The following is a 16,538-nucleotide window of genomic DNA, read 5'->3' on the forward strand; positions in this document are numbered from 1 at the left end:
CCATGAGAGGAGCGGCCGTGAACAAGAGCAAGCGCATCGCCATCAGTCTGGTCGCGGGCGTGCTCGCTGCTCTGCTCTGCATGGTTTACGGCTCGTCGATCCGCTCGCAAGCCGAACAGGTCCAGGCTGAGACCTTGGCCAAGTACGGTGGCGATCGCGTCGAGGTATGCGTCGCGGCGCGCGATATCGATGTGGGCGAGACCCTCGATGAGACCAATGTCATAACCCAGGAATGGCTGACAAGCCTGCTGCCGCGTGACGCGGTGACCGAGCTGCGCCAGGTGCGCGGCGACGTGACGACTTCGCGTATTCCCAAAAACGCCGTGATCTGCAATGTCTACACCAAGGCCGAGAGCCACAAGCTCGAGGTGCCTAAGGGCAAGGTCGCCGTTTCGGTGGCGGTCGATGCCGAGCACTCGGTCGGCGGCGCCACGGGCGTGGGCAGCTACGTGGATGTGTATGTGCAAAAAGACGGCGTAACCGATCGGCTGTGCGGCGCGTACGTAATCGATACCAGTGAGGATTCCGGTGCCACGCGCGAGGGCAAGATCGAATGGGTGACGCTGGCGGCTGACCCCGAAGACGTCAAGGAACTGCTGGGAGCTTCGGGCAAGGGAACGGTCAGCTTGACGATTCCCGCCACGGCGCGCGGCAAAAAGAGCGGAGGCGACGAGTGATGAAGGCGATCTGGCTTGCGTGCTGCGCGTGCGGCGATTACGGGCTGTTGCAGCGGGAAGTCGAGGGCCGTGATGCGGGTGCACAGGTGCTTCGCGTGGGTGACCTGGACGGGCTGATTTCCATGGCGCGGGCGTTTCCGTCGCGCCGCGGGGCTGCCATCATCGCGGCGTCTCTGTTTGATACCGAAGATGTGCGCAAGACTGTTGCGCGCCTGACGGCCGAAGGCCGCGTGAGTCGCGTGGTCGTGTTGATAGAAGCACTCGATCCGTCGGATATCGAGGGGCTGTTTCGCGCAGGGGCGACCGAGGTCATCGCTGCGCACAGTATATGCGGCAACGGGCGCGCGGGCGAGGGAGCGGTTGATTCCGATCGGCACATGACGATTGAGCCCGATGCTTTTGTTGATAGGGAACCCGGGGCGCCTCGCGCTACAAGAGGCCCGCGTGTTGATGATTATGGAAAAGCGGAAGCCGAGCATGGTCGGCGCCCCCGGAACCCCCTTGTATACGATGACGCTGGAGGGCCGGCGCAGCATGCTGGCGACTCCCCGGCTGTAGATATGGGATACGTGCACGGCGTGAATCTGGCGGATGAACTCGACGAAGTTGAGGGCTTTGCCGGGTGCGGCGAGTTGTCGCTGATGCAGCATGAGCAGATTGCGCAGAACGAACCTGCCTCGCAGACCGAACAAGCTGCCATGCCGGCTTGGACGCAGCGTGTGGTTGCGGCGGGGGAGACGGGGACGCTGCCACCGACGCCCGCTCCGCCTCCTCCGATGCCGCCGGCAGACGCTGCCGCTCCGCAGCATCGAGCTCCGGTCATCTGTGCCATTTCGGGTTCGGGCGGTTGCGGCAAGTCGACGATCGTTGCCACCATGGCACACACATCGTCGCTGTTGGGCTTGCGTGCCGCCGTGCTCGACCTGGACCTGATGTTTGGAAACCTTTACGACTTGTTAGGCGTCGATGCTCCGCGCGATATGGCGGCACTTATCGAGCCGTCGGCGGCGGGCGCGCTTGCCGAGCCGGATATCGTGGCCACATCGATGCGCGTGGCGCCGGGCGTTACGCTCTGGGGCCCCGTCGCGGCGCCCGAGCAAGCCGAGCTCATGGCACGTCCGGTGGAGCTACTGCTTGATGTTCTGCGTCGCGAATCCGACGTGGTCTTTATCGATACCTCGGTCTTTTGGGGCGACGCCGTGGCGGCTGCGGTGGCGGCGAGCGACCGTTGCCTGGTCGTTGGCGATGCGGCGGTATCGTCCGCGACATCGGCGTCGCGCGTCATTGAACTGGCAAGTCGAGTAGGTGTGCCGCGCACGCGCATGAGCGCCGTGTTCAACCGGTTCGGTGCGCGCGGGGCAGACGAGGACGTCGCCATGCGCTTTGAGATTGCCTGTGCGTTGAGCTCCAAGATTCGTATCGCCGATGGCGGGCAGGATCTCGCCGCGCTCATGGCGTTTGGGCGCGCTGACGAGGCAGTGGGGCAGACCAGCGCTTTTGCGACCAGCGTGCGCGAGGCCACGCGCGAGATGCTCGTGGAACTGGGGTGCGCCGTCGGCCCTTGGAGCGATATGGTCGCCGACCGTGCAACGCGGACCGAGCGCCCGCGTATCCGCCTTCCCTGGTCGCGCGAGGGTGATCAGCGATGAGCCTGCAAACAAGGATTAAGGCTGCCGGCGCTGCAGCGGCGGCAGCGCCTGTAGATGCGGGGCGTCGCCGCGCGGTGAAACGACGCACCAAGCGCGCCGTGATGGACCGCATGGGTTACGACGAAGTGGCGCGTATCAGCGCCTATATCGACCCGGCACTTGCCCGCTCGGAATTGCGTCCCGCGGTGGAGGCGGCGCTCAATGTTGAGGAGCCGACCGATCTCGCGACGCCCGAGCGCGAGACCATCATCGACGAGATTTTGGATGACGTGGTGGGCCTGGGGCCGTTGCAGCCGCTCATCGAGGACGACACCGTTACCGAGATCATGATCAACGGCTGCCGCTCGGCTTTCTTTGAACGCGGCGGCGTCTTGCACCCCATCGAGCATGCGTTTGAGGATGATGAGCAGATCCGTGTGCTTATCGACCGCATCATCTCGCCACTTGGCCGCCGTATCGACGAGCGCAGCCCCATCGTCAACGCCCGCCTCAAAACGGGCTATCGCGTCAACGCGGTGATTCCGCCTGTGGCGATTGACGGACCGATTCTCACCATCCGAAAGTTCTCGGACCGCATCTGCTCGCTGGACGAGCTTGTGGGGCTGGGGTCGCTGCCGCTTTGGTATGCGCAGCTGCTGTCGTGTGCGGTGTCGCTGCGACAGGACCTGGCGGTTGCGGGAGGCACGGGATCTGGCAAGACCACCCTGCTCAACGCGTTGTCATGCGAGATTTCCACTGGCGAGCGCATCGTGACGATCGAGGACTCTGCCGAGCTCAAGTTTGCGCATCATCCGCACGTGGTGCGCCTAGAGGCGCGCGAGGCTTCAATTGAGGGTGAGGGTGCGGTGACGATTCGCGACCTAGTAACTAATGCCCTGCGCATGCGCCCCGACCGCATCGTGGTGGGCGAGGTGCGCGGTGCCGAGTGCTGCGACATGTTGCAGGCCATGAACACGGGCCACGACGGGTCGCTCACCACACTTCATGCGGGCTCAGAACAGGAGACCGTGGTGCGTCTGACGTTGCTTGCACGTTATGGCATCGATCTGCCGAGCGAGCTCATCGAGGAGCAGATTGCCATGGCGCTCGACGGCATCGTGATGTCCGAGCGCCACGCCGATGGCAGGCGTTTTGTCTCCTCGTATTCGGGGGTGCGTCGCGCCACGTCGGGCGGCGTAGAGCTCGAGCGCTATGTGACGTTCGATGCCGCCGAGCGCACCTGGACGCTTGACCGCGAGCCGCCGTTTATCGCAGAAGGCCTGCGGTCGGGGACGCTCACACAAGAGGAGGTGGACGAATGGAGGTCGCTGTGCCCCTCGTCGTAGGGGGTTTGGCAGGGTTTTCTGTTGCGACGGCGTGCGGGGCGGAACCTCGTGTGCCGCAGGTGCCGCCGGCGGAGCTGGCGCGTCAGGCGCTCGAGACGGTGGCAGAGAAGCTGCCGCGTAAGCTGGTGGAAAACGATCTGCTGAAAAAGATTGCCCGTTCGTGGGCATCGCTGGCTCCGGCGCATCGCCTTGGCCTCGTGATTGAAGATGCTTCGGGGCGTTTGGCGTTTCTGCTGCTATCGAGCGGTGTCTGCTGCGTTTTACTAACGATGGTGTCGTTATCGCCCCTCGGATTTGCCTTGGGACTTGTTGCTCCGATTGCCGTTGGCGCCGCTCGGGATGGCTTTGAGAGCCGGCGCGAGCAACACGATGCAGAAGAGGCCATGCCCGAGGCGTTTACCGCACTTTCCATGTCGCTTGCCTCGGGACATTCGCTGGCCCAGGGCATGCGCTTTGTGGGCGCTCATGCGCAAGAGCCGGTACATACCGAGTTTTTGCGGGTAGCGGCGGCGATCGATTGCGGCATCTCGGCGACCGACGCGCTCGATGACTTGCTCGTGCGCATCGACGCCCCCGGTCTTTCGCTTGTGACCTTGGCGCTTAAGGTGTCACAGCGCACTGGCGCTCCGCTTGCCGACTTACTGTCCGAGGCGTCGAGCATGGTGGGGGAGCGCATTGAGCTCAAGCGCCGCCTGGATGTTAAGACGTCACAGGCGCGTATGTCGGCACACATGGTCGCGGCGATGCCGGCGGGCATGTGCGCGGTGTTGGCGCTGCTTTCGGCAGATTTTCGTCGCGGTCTTGCGACGCCTGCCGGTGCGGGCGCTGTGGTGCTGGGTCTAGCCCTCAACGTCGTTGCCCTGGTGGTTATCCGGCGCATTATGCGGGTGGAGCTATGAGCGCCCTGGTTGCAGTTGTGGCTTGCCTGTGTGCCCTGAGTGTATTTGTCGCGACGGGTTTGGATCGGGCGGATGCGCGCAAGATCGCAGGGGCCTGCAAGCGCGAGGCGGTGCTGGTCGCTGCCGCGGGTCGCTCGGTGGTCGATGCCCTGACCGCGCGAGTGAAGGGCGCGGTTGGAGCGGGCGGCCCGGCGCGAGTTTCGCTCGGCGAAGTGTCCGAGATGATCGATGTTGTGCGCTTGGGTCTTTCGGCCGGTCTTTCGTTTGATGCGGCGCTTGAGATTTTCTGCGCCAACCGTCGGTCAGTGCTGGCTCTTCGCCTTGAGCGGGCCTGCATGGCGTGGCAAGTGGGCGTGGGTACGCGTGAGGACGAGTTGTTGGCCGCCGCGCGCGACCTGGACGTGCGAGCGCTCGAGACCTTTGCCATCACGGTGGGGCAGGCGCTCGCCCTGGGTGCCCCACTTGCCGAGACGCTGGCCGCTCAAAGTCGCGAGATCCGTGCGGCTCATCGCGCCGCGGTCGAGCGCGAGATCGAGCGTGCGCCCGTCAAGCTGCTGATTCCCACCGGCACGCTCATCTTGCCGGCGTTGCTTCTGTCCATATTGGGCCCGCTGCTGGGAGCAGGCGGGATGATGTAGGGAGGAATACATGAACACGATGACTGACGTTGCCGGCAAGGTCCAGGGCTGGGCTTTTTGCCGGGCGATTCGCGCTCGCCAGCATGCCAAGGAGCTGTTGCAGGAGGAGAGCGCGCAGGGTACCACCGAGTACGCCATTTTGGTGGGTGTGCTTGTGGTGATCGCGATTATTGCCATCGTTGCATTTAAAGGCAAGGTCCAAGATCTATGGAACGCTATCAGCGAGGGCATCAACAGCCTGTAGAGGGCGAGCGCCCCATCGGGGTGCTGCTGGTGTTTGCTTGCCTGACCGTGGCGATAGCGGCGGTGCTTTGGGGGCTTAACGCCGCGCGGCAGCAGCGTCCTGGGGCCGCCTTCGATTCGGGCTCAAATTCGGCGGTGGCGTCTCAAAAAGATGAGATGCGAGATGCGGACGATTCGGATGTCGCTGTCACGGCGCAAACTTTTCTGCGGACGCTCGACAAGCGGTCTGGCACTGCGACGGATTCGCCTGAGGACAACGCGATTGCGGTCCGGCTTGCATGGTCCGAGGACCGACCGATGACCGAGGCAGCGGCGGATATGTTACGCGCCTATCGCGAGGTGCCAACGGCCCAGCTTGCCCTGAGCGGCTATCTCGATATTAAGGGCAACGTATGGGGCGCCATCGTGCGCGATGGGCGCGGCTGGGTCGATATGGTGACGGTTGCCGCGGATGCTGGCGATGCTTCGTGTCGTCTGCGCGCCGTGCGCCTGGTCCCGCAAACAATAAGCTCAAAGGAGGGATCGTGAAATGCATGGCGTTCTGCGTGAAGAGTTTGCCCAAGCGACTGTGGAATACGCCATCGTCACGGTGGCGCTGTTATCGATCGTGCTGGCGATTGTGGGACTTTGGCGTGCTGGCACCGATGGACGCTTGGCGGCGCTGGTTGAGCGGGCGGCATCCCATGGCGTTGCCTCGACGTCGGTTATCGACGCCGCTGCGGGTGCTAAGGACATCGCGTTGTATTGATATCGCGCGCGAGGACCGGGCGCAGTCTACGGTCGAGGCCGCTTTTTTGCTGCCGACGTTTCTGACGCTCATCCTTCTCGCATTGCAACCGGTGTGTCTGCTTTATACGCACGCGGTCATGGAGTCTGCCGCCGCCGAGACCGCGCGGCTCATGACCACGACGACGGCGGAGGACGACGATCTTAAGGAGTTCACCCGCCGCCGGCTTGCCGCAGTGCCCAACGTTTCGGTCTTTCATGCCGGCGGGCCGTTGTCGTGGGATATCGAGCTTGGCCGGGCCGGTGCGGGTGGCGTCTCGGCCGTGTCCGTTTCCGGCGAGGTCAAGCCGTTGCCTGTGATCGGTGCGTTTGCGCGGGCTATGGGTGGTACCGCCGAGGGCGGCTACGTTGAGCTCAAGGTCGACGTCTCGTATCGATCGCGTCCCGAATGGCTGGAGGGAGATTATGATTCATGGATTGCTGCATGGGATTAGGCGCTGCCTGCTGCGGGTGACGCAAGGGTTTGCGGCCCGCCGTCGACCAGGCGCTCGCCGCAAGCGGGGCGGCTTTATGGGCCGTGCCGGTATCGACTTGTTTATCGAAGACGGTGCCTATACCACGCTCTCCTCTGCGGTTGTCATTCTGGTGGTGCTTACGCTGCTGTTTTCGTCGACCGCGGCGATATGGAGCATGTCACGCGCCGGAGACACCCAGGTGGCGGCCGATAGCGGTGCGCTGGCGGGCGCCAACGTGGTGTCGTCCTATCACACAGCCGCCACGGTGGTGGATGCGAGCATTTTGAGTTTGGGCCTGGCGGGGTTTGCCACGATCGGCACCGGCTTGGTTGCCATTCTCATTCCAGGCGCCGAGGTTGTCGGTAGCGATATCATCGATACGGGAACCCAGATCATTAAAACGCGTAACAAGTTTGCCAAAAGCGCGGCAAAGGGCCTGCAAAAGATTGAGACCGCCTTGCCGTACCTGGTTGCCGCGCGTGCCATGCAGGCAGTATCGGCGCAGGATACCGACGGCGTGACCTATACCGGTACGGCGCTTGCCGTGCCCAGGACATCCGAGTCGGATTTTGTTGCGCTCGAAGGATCCGAAATCTCGACCGATGCCATTAAAGATGCGTCGGAAGATCTGGAGCGCGCGGCCGAGGAGCTACAAAAAGCATCGGAGGAGACGGCGAAGGCCAAAGAGCGCGCCTGGCTAGCGGATTGCGGTGGATCGGATAAAGGTTCGGTCGGCAGCTGTTCGTGTATGTGGGAGCGCGCAAAAAGCCTAACGGATCTCTCCGGTGTTCATAATCCGCATTACTCATCGAGCATTACGTGGGAGCCTCAAGTTGCTCTTGATCGCTCGAAGGACTACTACCATCGGCGTCTGGCAAATGAGAAGCCCCAAGGCTCGAGTGTCGAGATGAAGGCAGAGTCTGCGGCGCGTAAGGCGTTTTATACCTATGCGAGCGCGGAAGTCGATCGGGCATATATAACCGAGAACGGAGACAGGGTTTCCTCCTATATTCCGCTGCTGCCGCGCAACTCTGATGAGGTTCGGGCGACGGAACTCTATACCGATGCGGTGTGGCCGACGAGCGTGAACGATGGCAAGGCGTATCTGCATTACGGGACGACCTGCCCTAGCTATAAGAAAGGAACGCCGAGCGGATTTGCTTCGGTTGCCGATTACGATGGGCAAGATAAATGCAGCAAATGCCATTTTGGCGTTTCGTCGCTTGGTGCTGTTGCGGCGCCTTCAACCTCTATCGAAAACGGCTTCGAGTATCACTTTGACAAGTTTAAAGACGCCCTGGAGGACTACGTCGACTGTCGCAACAAGGAGCTTGAGCTCGAGCGTCAGACCGAGGACGAAGCCGACCGTGCGGGCAATGCGTTCGATACCGCCATCAAAGAACTATCCGGTGAGCGTCCGCGCATCGCCCCGCCCGGTCGCAACGGCGTGGTCGCCTTTGCGGTCTCGGGCGATGTCACGAGTCCCGACGAGCTCAACTCTTCGTTTAACACGGCAGTTGAGCTTGGCGATCGTGGTGCAATTTCTGCTGCAGTGCTGGCGCCCGATGATGCGACGGCACAGAATAACGTTCTCTCGCGGTTTTTCTCGACGCTGGAGGAGCGTTCGGGCGGCGTTGCCGGCGTGCTCGATGGCGTTATGGATGTTTGGGGCCGCCTGCTTGTGGGGTACGGAGACATCCAGGGTGCGGCCGACGAGCTTATGGGAGAGCTGATCGGTGGCTTGGGAGGGGGTGGCGGCGCGTTGGGTTCCATCGCGTCCTGGCTCGGTGACACCGTCTCGTCCTCCGTGGCGGCGCTGGGACTCGAACCATGCGATTTACGTCTGCGAAAACCGGTGCTGACCGATACCGCCAATGTCATCAAAAGTCCGGGGTCCGATATCGCGGGCATCTCCAAAACTCAAAATACCCTGCGAAAAATCCCCTTGGGCGTGACTGACCCCAAGGCACTTTGCGAGGCCTTGGAATATCACGTCGAGCGCACCATCAGCGGCGCGGTGTTCACGCTTGCGGAGATCCCGCTGCCGGGAGGCGGCTCCATCCCGCTCACTGTCGATGTTGCCACGCTGGTGGGAGCTTTTGGCGGTGGGTCGTAATGGGCATTCGCGCGGGCTTGCGCGAGGAGCGTGCCCAGGCGACGGTCGAGATGGCCGTGGTCACGCCTGTCCTGCTCGTGCTGGCTCTCGTCGCGTACAACGTTATGATCTTTGCCGGCGCGGTCGCGCGCTTCGACCGCGTGGTGCCCGACATCGTGCTGGCGCACGCCGTGGCGCCGGGCGGGGAGGGTGACGAGAGCTCCATTGACGCTTCCGCGACCGTTCAAGCTCAGATTCAGGATGCCATGGAGAGATATGACCTACAGGTTGAGGTCTCGAGCGAGCAAGGCGCGGCGTCATCGGATGGTGGCCTGCTCTCTCTTTCTGGCACGTTTAGGACCTATACCTGCACCATGCACTACGAGCCGTGGCCGAGTTCGCTGAGCATCGCCGGCGTTTCGCTGGGGGCGCCGGCCGTGCTCACGCATGAGCGCGCGGTGACGGTCGATCCATGGCGTCCGGGGGTGGTCATGTGACCGCGGTCTCGTCCTATATCGCCTACGCGCGGGCGCTCAACAGGTTGGGCTGGACGCCGGCCGAGTTTGTGGTGGCGGAGTCGTTTACCGTGCGTCTGCGCGGCATGCTGGGACGGCGTCCGATTGCCGCCAGCGGACTGCCGTTTGTCATGGCGTTTCCGCGCTGCTTCTCGGTTCACACCTGCCTTATGACCTATCCCATCGACATCGCCTTTATCGATCGCAACGGCAATGTCCTTGCTTGCTGCGAAAACGTTCGCCCCTGGCGCACGTGCTCCCACCCAGGCGCCTGGGCAGTACTGGAGCGGCCTTCCATACTCGCTATACCTCCCGCCCTCCAACAAGTGCCGGCGTAAGAATTGGCGACAGCGGACTTTCGTCATACGAAATTGGGTAAGATGGAGGAGAAGATGCATGGATGTTGAGATCCATCCGAACGCCAAAAAAACACTTGACGGAAAAGCAGGTGCTTGGTGCCTGGTTCGCGGTTACTGAGTGCATTCGCCGCGAGTCGGAGGACGAGCCGCCGAGATGGCTTGCCATTGGATGGCTTCCAGATGGTCGAAGTGTGGAACTTGTTGCGGTCGAACTAATTCGTGGATGGCTCATTATTCATGCCCTGTCTCCGGTTCAGAAGAAATTCTGGCAAGAGATCGAGCGAGCTCGGCAGAGGGGTCGATGATGGGCAAGACGTATACGGCCGCTAATGGTCAGGTTGTAACGGATGAAATGATTGACGCGTGGTGTGAGTCGTACGAGCGCGGAGAGTTTCCGGATGGCGAACACACCGTTGGTGGAATCGTGCGTGGACGGCCCCCGCTCTCAGGTGAGGGGACGGCAACGCTGTCGGTCAAGATTCCTCTGGGAATGAAGGAGGCCATTCGTCGACGGGCGGCTGCCGAGGGGATGACGCCAAGTGAGTTTGCCCGTGCGGCTCTGAGTGAAAAACTTCTTGCTGCCGGCTGATGCCTCTGACGTGCCGATTTATAGAACCGAGGCTGTGCTCAAAAACTTTTTTAAAATTCTCGGTTGACCGGAACGCGTCCTTGGTTATACTAATCAAGCCTTGAAACAAGGCACACATCAAATGGCTGGGTAGCTCAGTTGGTAGAGCAGAGGACTGAAAATCCTCGTGTCAGGGGTTCGATTCCCTTCCCCGCCACCTTGAATTGACTAGGACCTCTGCAAAGGGGTCCTTTTCTTTTATCGAGGGCTCTGCGGAAATTGCGTCCCGGAATTTGGCTTCAGAGTGGGATGCGTTTTCCGCTTTGATGTCGCTTGGGAAAGCGCGACCCGGAATCCGGCGTCAGAATGGGACGTGCTTTCCTTTTGCGGCCTTTGGCGGAAACTGCGTCCCAGATCTCGCGCTCAGAACGGGATGCATTTTCCGATTGAGGCCTCGAACGGAAAATGCATCCCAGTCTTTTGCGAAAAACGGGATGCGCTTTCCGGCGCTTACTTCCGACGTGCGCGCACATCTCGGCGCACCAGCTCGTGCCCACCTGTCCCAGACATTCCTCCCACTTTTGCGCCACTTTGTAGACCGTTCGGTCGCCTGTCTGCATGCGCGGGTATACTCAAATCGATAGATATGTCATGCAAGAGCGATGCGGGCTTAGCCCGTATGATTCAAAAGGGGGCAGTGATGGAGAGGATACTCGGCGTTAATCTCTCTGGCTGGTTTATTCCCGAGCCTTGGGTGACCCCGTCGCTATACGCGGCGACCGGTGCATCCAACGCGGCCGAGCTGCAGGAGGCCATGGGCACCGCCGCCTATAACGAGCGCATGCGCCGTCATTACGAGACGTTTGTGAGCGAGGACGATTTCCGTCGCATGGCGCAGATCGGTCTCAATGCCGTGCGTCTGCCGGTGCCCTGGTATGCCTTTGGCTCGCAGGAGTCCGATGCGTCCTACATCTCGGTTGTCGACTACATCGACCGTGCAATTGAGTGGGCTGCCAAGTACGACATCCGCGTGCTGCTTGATCTAGCAACTGTGCCCGGTGGCCAGGGCGATTCCAACGATTCGCCCGCCACGCCAGAGGCTGTTGCCGAGTGGCATTCGTCCACTAACGGCCGTCATGTCGCACTCGACGTGCTCGAGCGCTTGGCTGATCGCTACGGCGAGGCCGAGAGCCTGCTGGGCATTGAGCTGCTGGATACGCCGCAGATGAGTGTCCGCAAGAGCCTCTTCACCATGACGGATGGCATTCCTGCTCACTACCTGCGCAATTTCTATCGCGATGCCTACGAGCTCGTCCGTTCGTATATGCCCGAGGATAAGATCGTCGTCTTCTCGTCGTCGGGGCATCCCAGCGAGTGGAAGCATTTTATGCGCGGCGCCAAGTACAAGAACGTCTACATGGACCTTCACCTGTACCATTACCGCGACGAGCATGCGCTCGACATCACGAGCCCCCGCGGGCTGACGACGGCGATTTCTCGTAACAAGCGCGAGCTCAAAGAAGCGATTTCGACTGGGTTCCCCGTGCTGGTGGGCGAATGGTCGGGCGCGGCGATCTTTGCCAACTCGTCGGTTACGCCCGAGGGCCGCAATGCCTACGAGCGCGTGTTTATCGCCAACCAACTGGCTTCGTTTGCACCGGCTGCCGGTTGGTTCTTCCAAACGTGGAAGACCGAGAAGCGCATTGCAGCATGGGACGCCCGCGCGGCGCTCGGTACGCTCGAGCGCGGCATGATTGAATAGGTTGATATGACGCAAAACAGCGCCCGCACGGGCAAACTTTATGTGGTCGGTACGCCCATCGGTAATCTGGGCGACCTGTCTCCGCGCGTCGGCGAGGCATTTGCCGCCGCCGACGCCGTCTGCTGCGAGGACACGCGTGTGACCTCAAAGCTGCTGATGCATCTGGGCATTTCCAAGCCGCTTGTCCGTTGCGACGAGAACGTGATCGCAAGTCGCGCCGCCGGCCTGGTCGACCGTCTGCTGGCAGGGGAGACCCTCGCCTTTGCCTCGGACGCCGGCATGCCGAGCGTGTCCGATCCCGGCCAGGCGCTGGTCGAGGCGGCGCGCGAGGCGGATGTGCCTGTCGAAGTTGTTCCCGGCCCCTCTGCTTGCGTCACGGCACTCGTATCGTCCGGTATCCCCTGCGAGCATTTCTTCTTCGAAGGCTTTTTGGGTCGCAAGCACGGCGACCGCGTGCGCCGACTGCAGCGCCTTGCCGTCGTCCCCGGCGCGCTCATCTTCTACGAGTCTCCACATCGCATCGTGGCGACGCTCGAGGCCGTGGCTGAGGTCTTTTCCCAGCGCGATGTCGCCGTCTGCCGCGAGCTCACCAAACTGCACGAGGAGGTCCTGCGCGGATCTGCCGCCCAGCTTGCCGAGGAGCTGCGTGCCCGTGGCGAGGTAAAGGGCGAGATCGCGCTGGTCATCGCGCCGCCGAGCGAGGATGAGGAGGCCGGTATCGTGCCGGTCGGCGCCACGGCAGCGGATCCCGACGAGGCCCTGCGCGAGGATATCCGCGCCGCGCTCGAGGAGGGGGAGCCCGCGTCTGCGGTGGCCAAGCGCCTGTCTCAGAAGTATTCGCGCCGCAAGCGCGATGTCTATGCCATGGTGCTCGATATGCAATAGATGGAGGATATCCAGCCCTTGCGCTAGAATTATCCTCTGTATGCAACGTTTTTCTGGAGGACAAACCCCATGGATCAAAGCAAGCCTTCGTTCTTTATCACGACGCCCATCTACTACGTCAACGCCGATCCGCACCTGGGCACGGCTTATTCCACCATCATCGCCGACGTTCAGGCTCGCTATCGCCGTTCCGCCGGCTATAACGTCAAGTTCCTGACCGGCATGGACGAGCATGGCGAGAAGGTCGCCGAGGCCGCAGCCAAGCATGGCATGACGCCGCAGGAGTGGACCGATAGCCAGGCCCCGCACTTCAAGGAGCTTTGGAGCAAGCTCGAGATCTCCAACGACGACTTCATCCGCACCACCGAGCCGCGCCAGCATCATGCCGTGCAGTACCTGTGGGAGCGCATGAAGGAGTCCGGCTATCTGTATAAGGGCAGCTACGACGGTTGGTATTGCGTGCCTGACGAGACCTACTTCACTGATACGCAGGTCCAGAAGGGCGACGAGGAGTACGGCAGCGTCGGCCAGCACCTGTGCCCCGACTGCCACCGTCCGCTTGAGCGCGTGCAGGAGGAGTCCTACTTCTTTAAGCTTTCCGCCTTCCAGGACAAGCTTCTCAAGCTCTATGACGAGCACCCCGACTTTGTCGAGCCTGCGTTCCGTATGAACGAGGTACGCAGCTTTGTCGAGGGCGGCCTTAACGACCTTTCCGTGAGCCGTACGAGCTTTGACTGGGGCATTCAGGTCCCGTTTGACGAGGGTCACGTGACCTACGTGTGGTTCGATGCGTTGCTCAACTATATGACGGCCGTCGGCTACGGTGTCGACACCGACGAGGCCCGTGCCGAGCTGGCCTATCGCTGGCCCGCGCAGTTCCACATCGTGGGTAAGGACATCATCCGCTTCCACTGCGTCATTTGGCCCGCGATGCTCATGGCCATCGGCGAGGGCCTGCCCGAGCACGTCTTTGCCCACGGCTTCCTGACCGTGCGCAATGCCGAGACCGGTAAGGCCGAGAAGATGTCCAAGAGCCGCGGCAACGCCATCGCTCCGCAGGACGTTATCGACATGCTGGGCGTCGAGGGCTACCGCTATTACTTTATGACCGACGTGGTCCCCGGCACCGACGGCGCCATCAGCTTCGATCGTATGGAGCAGGTCTACAACGCCGATCTGGCCAACAGCTGGGGCAACCTCATTTCGCGCTCGCTCAACATGAGCGCAAAGTACTTTGACGGCTGCGCGCCCGCCAAGCCCGCATCGTTCGATGCGTTCGACAACCCGCTGGCAAAGATCGCCGATGGCCTGGTCGACCGCTACATGGCCAAGATGGACGTGCTCGATTACGGCGGAGCCAAGGATGAGGTCATGGAGCTCATCCACGCCGCCAACCACTACATCGAGGACTCCGAGCCCTGGGCACTTGCCAAGGACGAGGCCAAGGCTGACGAGCTGGCGTTTGTGATCTACAACCTGCTCGAGGCCATCCGCATTGCCGCTCACCTGCTGATGCCGCTCATGCCTCAGACCTCTGCCGAGGCCCTGCGCCGCCTGTCCTGCGAGAACGAGGCCGCGACCGACGACCTCAAGGGCATTTGCGCTTGGGGCCTGCTTGCTGGTGGTCAGCCCGTCGAGAAGGGCGATCCGCTGTTCCCGCGTCTGGCGTAGAGACCGCGCGAGCGCCATATCGGCAATTTGCTGTTTAGATGTAAGGGCATGGCCGCAACGGTCCATGCCCTTTCGTTTCAAGACGCCGCCATCATGCTAAGGAGGCAACTATGACAACTTCGCCTTTGGCAAACCCCACGGCAACAAGGGAGCTGCTGGAGGAGTTTGGCCTTGCGACCAAGCATCGCCTGGGCCAGAACTTTCTAATCGACAATCATGTGATCGAGCGTATCTGCGAGCTTGCCGAGTTTGCAGGTGACGAGCGCGTACTCGAGGTGGGTCCGGGTTGCGGTACTTTGACACTTGCGTTGCTGCAGGAAGCGGCGTGCGTTACGTCCATTGAGGCCGATCCTGAGCTCGAACCGGTGCTCGACGCCCACGCCGCCGACTATGCCAACTTCCGCTTTATCATGGGCGACGCGCTTAAGGTGGGCCCGGAGCAGATTGAGCAGGCTGCGGGCGGTGAGCCGACGGTATTTGTCGCGAACTTGCCTTATAACGTGGCGGCGACGATCATTTTGCAATTTTTCCAGACGATGCCGGCGCTCAAGCGCGCCGTCGTCATGGTGCAAAAGGAGGTTGCCGATCGCATTGCCGCAGTGCCGGGCAACAAGACCTATGGCGGCTATACGGCAAAGCTTGGCCTGTATGCGCAGGTGACGGGTCGCTTTGAGGTGCCGCCGCGTTGCTTTATGCCGGCGCCGCACGTGGACTCGGCCGTCGTGCGTATCGACCGTGTTGACGGTGTGGTGCCCGAAGGACTCGATCGCGAATTTGTGGCCCGCGTGATTGACGCTGCATTTGCTCAGCGTCGCAAGACCATCCGCAATTCCATGAGCGCCAACGGCTTTGCCAAGGACGTGCTCGATGCCGCCTTTGAGGCTTGCGGTATCGCACCCACCACGCGCGCCGAGACGCTCGGCGTCGCCGACTTTGTGTGCCTGGCTCGGGAGCTTTCCCATGACGCTTAATGCCGAACGCGTGACGTTTACCAAGAAAAAGAAGACGGTTGCTTGTCCCGTGCCCTTGGCACCGCTTGCCGACACACATGCGCATCTGCTTTCGTTCTGGGGCAAGGATGTGCCCGAGACACTCGTGCGTGCCAAGGCGGCAGGCATCGACCTGTTGGTGACGGTCTTCGATCCCATCGCCGACAAGCGCAGCGTGACGGGCTATAGCGACTGGCTCGTGCGCGAAATTCTGCCGATGCAGGATATCCCGCAGATCAAGTATCTTGCCGGCGTGCATCCGTATGGCGCGCCGGACTATACCGACGACATTCACGCGCAGGTTGTTGCTGCGCTTGATGACCCTTTGTGTGCCGGTATTGGCGAAATCGGTCTGGACTACCACATGGATTACGACGACGACATCACGCCGGCGCCCCACAGCGTGCAGATTGATTGCATGGCGCGCCAGCTCGAGCTTGCCGTGTGTCGTAACGTGCCGGTGGAGCTGCATCTGCGTCACGAGGACATGGACCAGGAGCGTACCTCGCACGTGGACGCCTACAACGTGCTTCGTGAGGTGGGCGTGCCCCAGGCCGGTTGTGTGCTGCACTGTTTTGGCGAGGACCGCGCCACGATGGAGCGCTTTGTGGAGCTGGGCTGCTATATCGCCTATGGTGGTGCGGCCACCTTTAAGCGCAACGACGATGTGCGCGAGGCATTTGCGGCAACCCCACTCGATCGAATTTTGTTCGAGACGGATTGCCCGTATATGGCTCCGGAGCCCATCCGCGGTCTTGAATGCGAGCCCGCAATGATCTCCATTACGGCAAACGCGCTGGTTAACGACCGTGTCGATCGCACTGGTGAGGACGCCGAAACAATCGCGCATGCCGCTTGGGAAAATGCCTGCAAACTTTTTCAAAAATAGTTCTTGCGTTCGCGGTGGCGCTCCGTTATTCTAATTCCTGCACGCGGGCGTGGCGGAATTGGCAGACGCGTACGGTTCAGGTCCGTATGGGGGCAACCCCATGAAGGTTCAAGTCCTTTCGCCCGCACCATTA

At 61.7% G+C, this 16,538-nt stretch carries 18 protein-coding genes and 2 tRNA genes; all 20 read left to right on the top strand.

The genetic code is table 11. The annotated features are described in order from the left end of the window. Positions 1-17 precede the first annotated feature (17 nt). The 20 genes from cpaB (at position 18) to PMW67_RS00240 (ending at position 16,535) form a co-directional block, all read left to right on the top strand. Complete coding sequence (gene cpaB, locus PMW67_RS00145) at positions 18-677, top strand: Flp pilus assembly protein CpaB (RefSeq protein WP_271738458.1); 660 nt, start codon at positions 18-20, stop codon at positions 675-677. After that, on the top strand, positions 677-2,326 hold the full coding sequence (locus tag PMW67_RS00150; RefSeq protein WP_271738459.1) for a nucleotide-binding protein: 1,650 nt from the start codon (positions 677-679) through the stop codon (positions 2,324-2,326). The genes cpaB and PMW67_RS00150 overlap by 1 nt, the downstream gene beginning before the upstream one ends. Then, positions 2,323-3,651 (top strand): CpaF family protein, encoded by a 1,329-nt coding sequence (locus tag PMW67_RS00155; protein WP_161115721.1) that lies wholly within the window; start codon positions 2,323-2,325, stop codon positions 3,649-3,651. The genes PMW67_RS00150 and PMW67_RS00155 overlap by 4 nt, the downstream gene beginning before the upstream one ends. Continuing rightward, entirely contained in the window at positions 3,624-4,550 is a 927-nt protein-coding gene (locus PMW67_RS00160; protein WP_161115720.1) for a type II secretion system F family protein, read from the top strand. The genes PMW67_RS00155 and PMW67_RS00160 overlap by 28 nt, the downstream gene beginning before the upstream one ends. Beyond that, the gene (locus tag PMW67_RS00165) at positions 4,547-5,188 is read left to right on the top strand and encodes a type II secretion system F family protein (protein WP_117746903.1); all 642 of its coding nucleotides are present in this window, start codon (positions 4,547-4,549) and stop codon (positions 5,186-5,188) included. The genes PMW67_RS00160 and PMW67_RS00165 overlap by 4 nt, the downstream gene beginning before the upstream one ends. A gap of 10 nt (positions 5,189-5,198) precedes the next feature. Beyond that, the gene (locus PMW67_RS00170) at positions 5,199-5,432 is read left to right on the top strand and encodes a hypothetical protein (protein ID WP_161115719.1); all 234 of its coding nucleotides are present in this window, start codon (positions 5,199-5,201) and stop codon (positions 5,430-5,432) included. After that, positions 5,396-5,959 (top strand): hypothetical protein, encoded by a 564-nt coding sequence (locus PMW67_RS00175; RefSeq protein ID WP_271738460.1) that lies wholly within the window; start codon positions 5,396-5,398, stop codon positions 5,957-5,959. The genes PMW67_RS00170 and PMW67_RS00175 overlap by 37 nt, the downstream gene beginning before the upstream one ends. Position 5,960: 1 nt before the next feature. Next, a complete protein-coding gene (locus PMW67_RS00180) occupies positions 5,961-6,179 on the top strand; it encodes a hypothetical protein (RefSeq protein WP_161115717.1) in 219 nt (72 codons plus the stop codon). Continuing rightward, positions 6,115-6,651, top strand: a complete 537-nt coding sequence (locus tag PMW67_RS00185; protein WP_271738461.1) for a TadE/TadG family type IV pilus assembly protein — start codon at positions 6,115-6,117, stop codon at positions 6,649-6,651. Before PMW67_RS00180 ends, PMW67_RS00185 begins: the two co-directional genes overlap by 65 nt. Beyond that, complete coding sequence (locus PMW67_RS00190) at positions 6,623-8,788, top strand: hypothetical protein (RefSeq protein WP_271738462.1); 2,166 nt, start codon at positions 6,623-6,625, stop codon at positions 8,786-8,788. Before PMW67_RS00185 ends, PMW67_RS00190 begins: the two co-directional genes overlap by 29 nt. Beyond that, positions 8,788-9,264 carry a hypothetical protein gene (locus PMW67_RS00195; protein ID WP_099432621.1) on the top strand — a complete coding sequence of 159 codons (477 nt, stop codon included), beginning with the start codon at positions 8,788-8,790 and terminating at the stop codon, positions 9,262-9,264. Before PMW67_RS00190 ends, PMW67_RS00195 begins: the two co-directional genes overlap by 1 nt. After that, positions 9,261-9,620, top strand: a complete 360-nt coding sequence (locus PMW67_RS00200; RefSeq protein ID WP_232512976.1) for a DUF192 domain-containing protein — start codon at positions 9,261-9,263, stop codon at positions 9,618-9,620. Before PMW67_RS00195 ends, PMW67_RS00200 begins: the two co-directional genes overlap by 4 nt. A gap of 325 nt (positions 9,621-9,945) precedes the next feature. After that, positions 9,946-10,230, top strand: coding sequence for a ribbon-helix-helix domain-containing protein (locus tag PMW67_RS00205; RefSeq protein WP_099432624.1), 285 nt, complete (start codon positions 9,946-9,948; stop codon positions 10,228-10,230). A gap of 123 nt (positions 10,231-10,353) precedes the next feature. Then, positions 10,354-10,426: transfer RNA gene (locus PMW67_RS00210), tRNA-Phe, on the top strand. A gap of 483 nt (positions 10,427-10,909) precedes the next feature. Next, on the top strand, positions 10,910-11,971 hold the full coding sequence (locus PMW67_RS00215; RefSeq protein ID WP_118256686.1) for a glycoside hydrolase family 5 protein: 1,062 nt from the start codon (positions 10,910-10,912) through the stop codon (positions 11,969-11,971). A gap of 6 nt (positions 11,972-11,977) precedes the next feature. Continuing rightward, positions 11,978-12,856 carry a 16S rRNA (cytidine(1402)-2'-O)-methyltransferase gene (rsmI, locus tag PMW67_RS00220; protein WP_271738463.1) on the top strand — a complete coding sequence of 293 codons (879 nt, stop codon included), beginning with the start codon at positions 11,978-11,980 and terminating at the stop codon, positions 12,854-12,856. A 69-nt stretch (positions 12,857-12,925) separates the two neighbouring features. Further along, positions 12,926-14,527, top strand: a complete 1,602-nt coding sequence (metG, locus tag PMW67_RS00225) for a methionine--tRNA ligase (RefSeq protein WP_271738464.1) — start codon at positions 12,926-12,928, stop codon at positions 14,525-14,527. A 110-nt stretch (positions 14,528-14,637) separates the two neighbouring features. Then, on the top strand, positions 14,638-15,498 hold the full coding sequence (rsmA, locus tag PMW67_RS00230; RefSeq protein WP_118226168.1) for a 16S rRNA (adenine(1518)-N(6)/adenine(1519)-N(6))-dimethyltransferase RsmA: 861 nt from the start codon (positions 14,638-14,640) through the stop codon (positions 15,496-15,498). Beyond that, positions 15,488-16,405: a TatD family hydrolase gene (locus PMW67_RS00235; protein WP_271738465.1), complete on the top strand. Its 918-nt coding sequence runs from the start codon at positions 15,488-15,490 to the stop codon at positions 16,403-16,405. The genes rsmA and PMW67_RS00235 overlap by 11 nt, the downstream gene beginning before the upstream one ends. Positions 16,406-16,448: 43 nt before the next feature. Next, a tRNA-Leu gene (locus tag PMW67_RS00240) sits at positions 16,449-16,535 on the top strand. Positions 16,536-16,538 lie beyond the last annotated feature (3 nt).

It is taken from the genome of Collinsella aerofaciens, from assembly GCF_028209395.1.
GTDB classification, from domain to species: Bacteria; Actinomycetota; Coriobacteriia; order Coriobacteriales; family Coriobacteriaceae; genus Collinsella; species Collinsella aerofaciens_AZ.

Bases quoted from the DNA above. Each gene is read 5' to 3' on its own strand.
- PMW67_RS00150 (WP_271738459.1), top strand. From the start codon at position 677: ATGAAGGCGATCTGGCTTGCGTGCTGCGCGTGCGGCGATTACGGGCTG.
- PMW67_RS00155 (WP_161115721.1), top strand. From the start codon at position 2,323: ATGAGCCTGCAAACAAGGATTAAGGCTGCCGGCGCTGCAGCGGCGGCA.
- PMW67_RS00160 (WP_161115720.1), top strand. From the start codon at position 3,624: ATGGAGGTCGCTGTGCCCCTCGTCGTAGGGGGTTTGGCAGGGTTTTCT.
- PMW67_RS00165 (WP_117746903.1), top strand. From the start codon at position 4,547: ATGAGCGCCCTGGTTGCAGTTGTGGCTTGCCTGTGTGCCCTGAGTGTA.
- PMW67_RS00170 (WP_161115719.1), top strand. From the start codon at position 5,199: ATGAACACGATGACTGACGTTGCCGGCAAGGTCCAGGGCTGGGCTTTT.
- PMW67_RS00175 (WP_271738460.1), top strand. From the start codon at position 5,396: ATGGAACGCTATCAGCGAGGGCATCAACAGCCTGTAGAGGGCGAGCGC.
- PMW67_RS00180 (WP_161115717.1), top strand. From the start codon at position 5,961: ATGCATGGCGTTCTGCGTGAAGAGTTTGCCCAAGCGACTGTGGAATAC.
- PMW67_RS00185 (WP_271738461.1), top strand. From the start codon at position 6,115: ATGGCGTTGCCTCGACGTCGGTTATCGACGCCGCTGCGGGTGCTAAGG.
- PMW67_RS00190 (WP_271738462.1), top strand. From the start codon at position 6,623: ATGATTCATGGATTGCTGCATGGGATTAGGCGCTGCCTGCTGCGGGTG.
- PMW67_RS00195 (WP_099432621.1), top strand. From the start codon at position 8,788: ATGGGCATTCGCGCGGGCTTGCGCGAGGAGCGTGCCCAGGCGACGGTC.
- PMW67_RS00205 (WP_099432624.1), top strand. From the start codon at position 9,946: ATGGGCAAGACGTATACGGCCGCTAATGGTCAGGTTGTAACGGATGAA.
- PMW67_RS00215 (WP_118256686.1), top strand. From the start codon at position 10,910: ATGGAGAGGATACTCGGCGTTAATCTCTCTGGCTGGTTTATTCCCGAG.
- rsmI (WP_271738463.1), top strand. From the start codon at position 11,978: ATGACGCAAAACAGCGCCCGCACGGGCAAACTTTATGTGGTCGGTACG.
- metG (WP_271738464.1), top strand. From the start codon at position 12,926: ATGGATCAAAGCAAGCCTTCGTTCTTTATCACGACGCCCATCTACTAC.
- rsmA (WP_118226168.1), top strand. From the start codon at position 14,638: ATGACAACTTCGCCTTTGGCAAACCCCACGGCAACAAGGGAGCTGCTG.
- PMW67_RS00235 (WP_271738465.1), top strand. From the start codon at position 15,488: ATGACGCTTAATGCCGAACGCGTGACGTTTACCAAGAAAAAGAAGACG.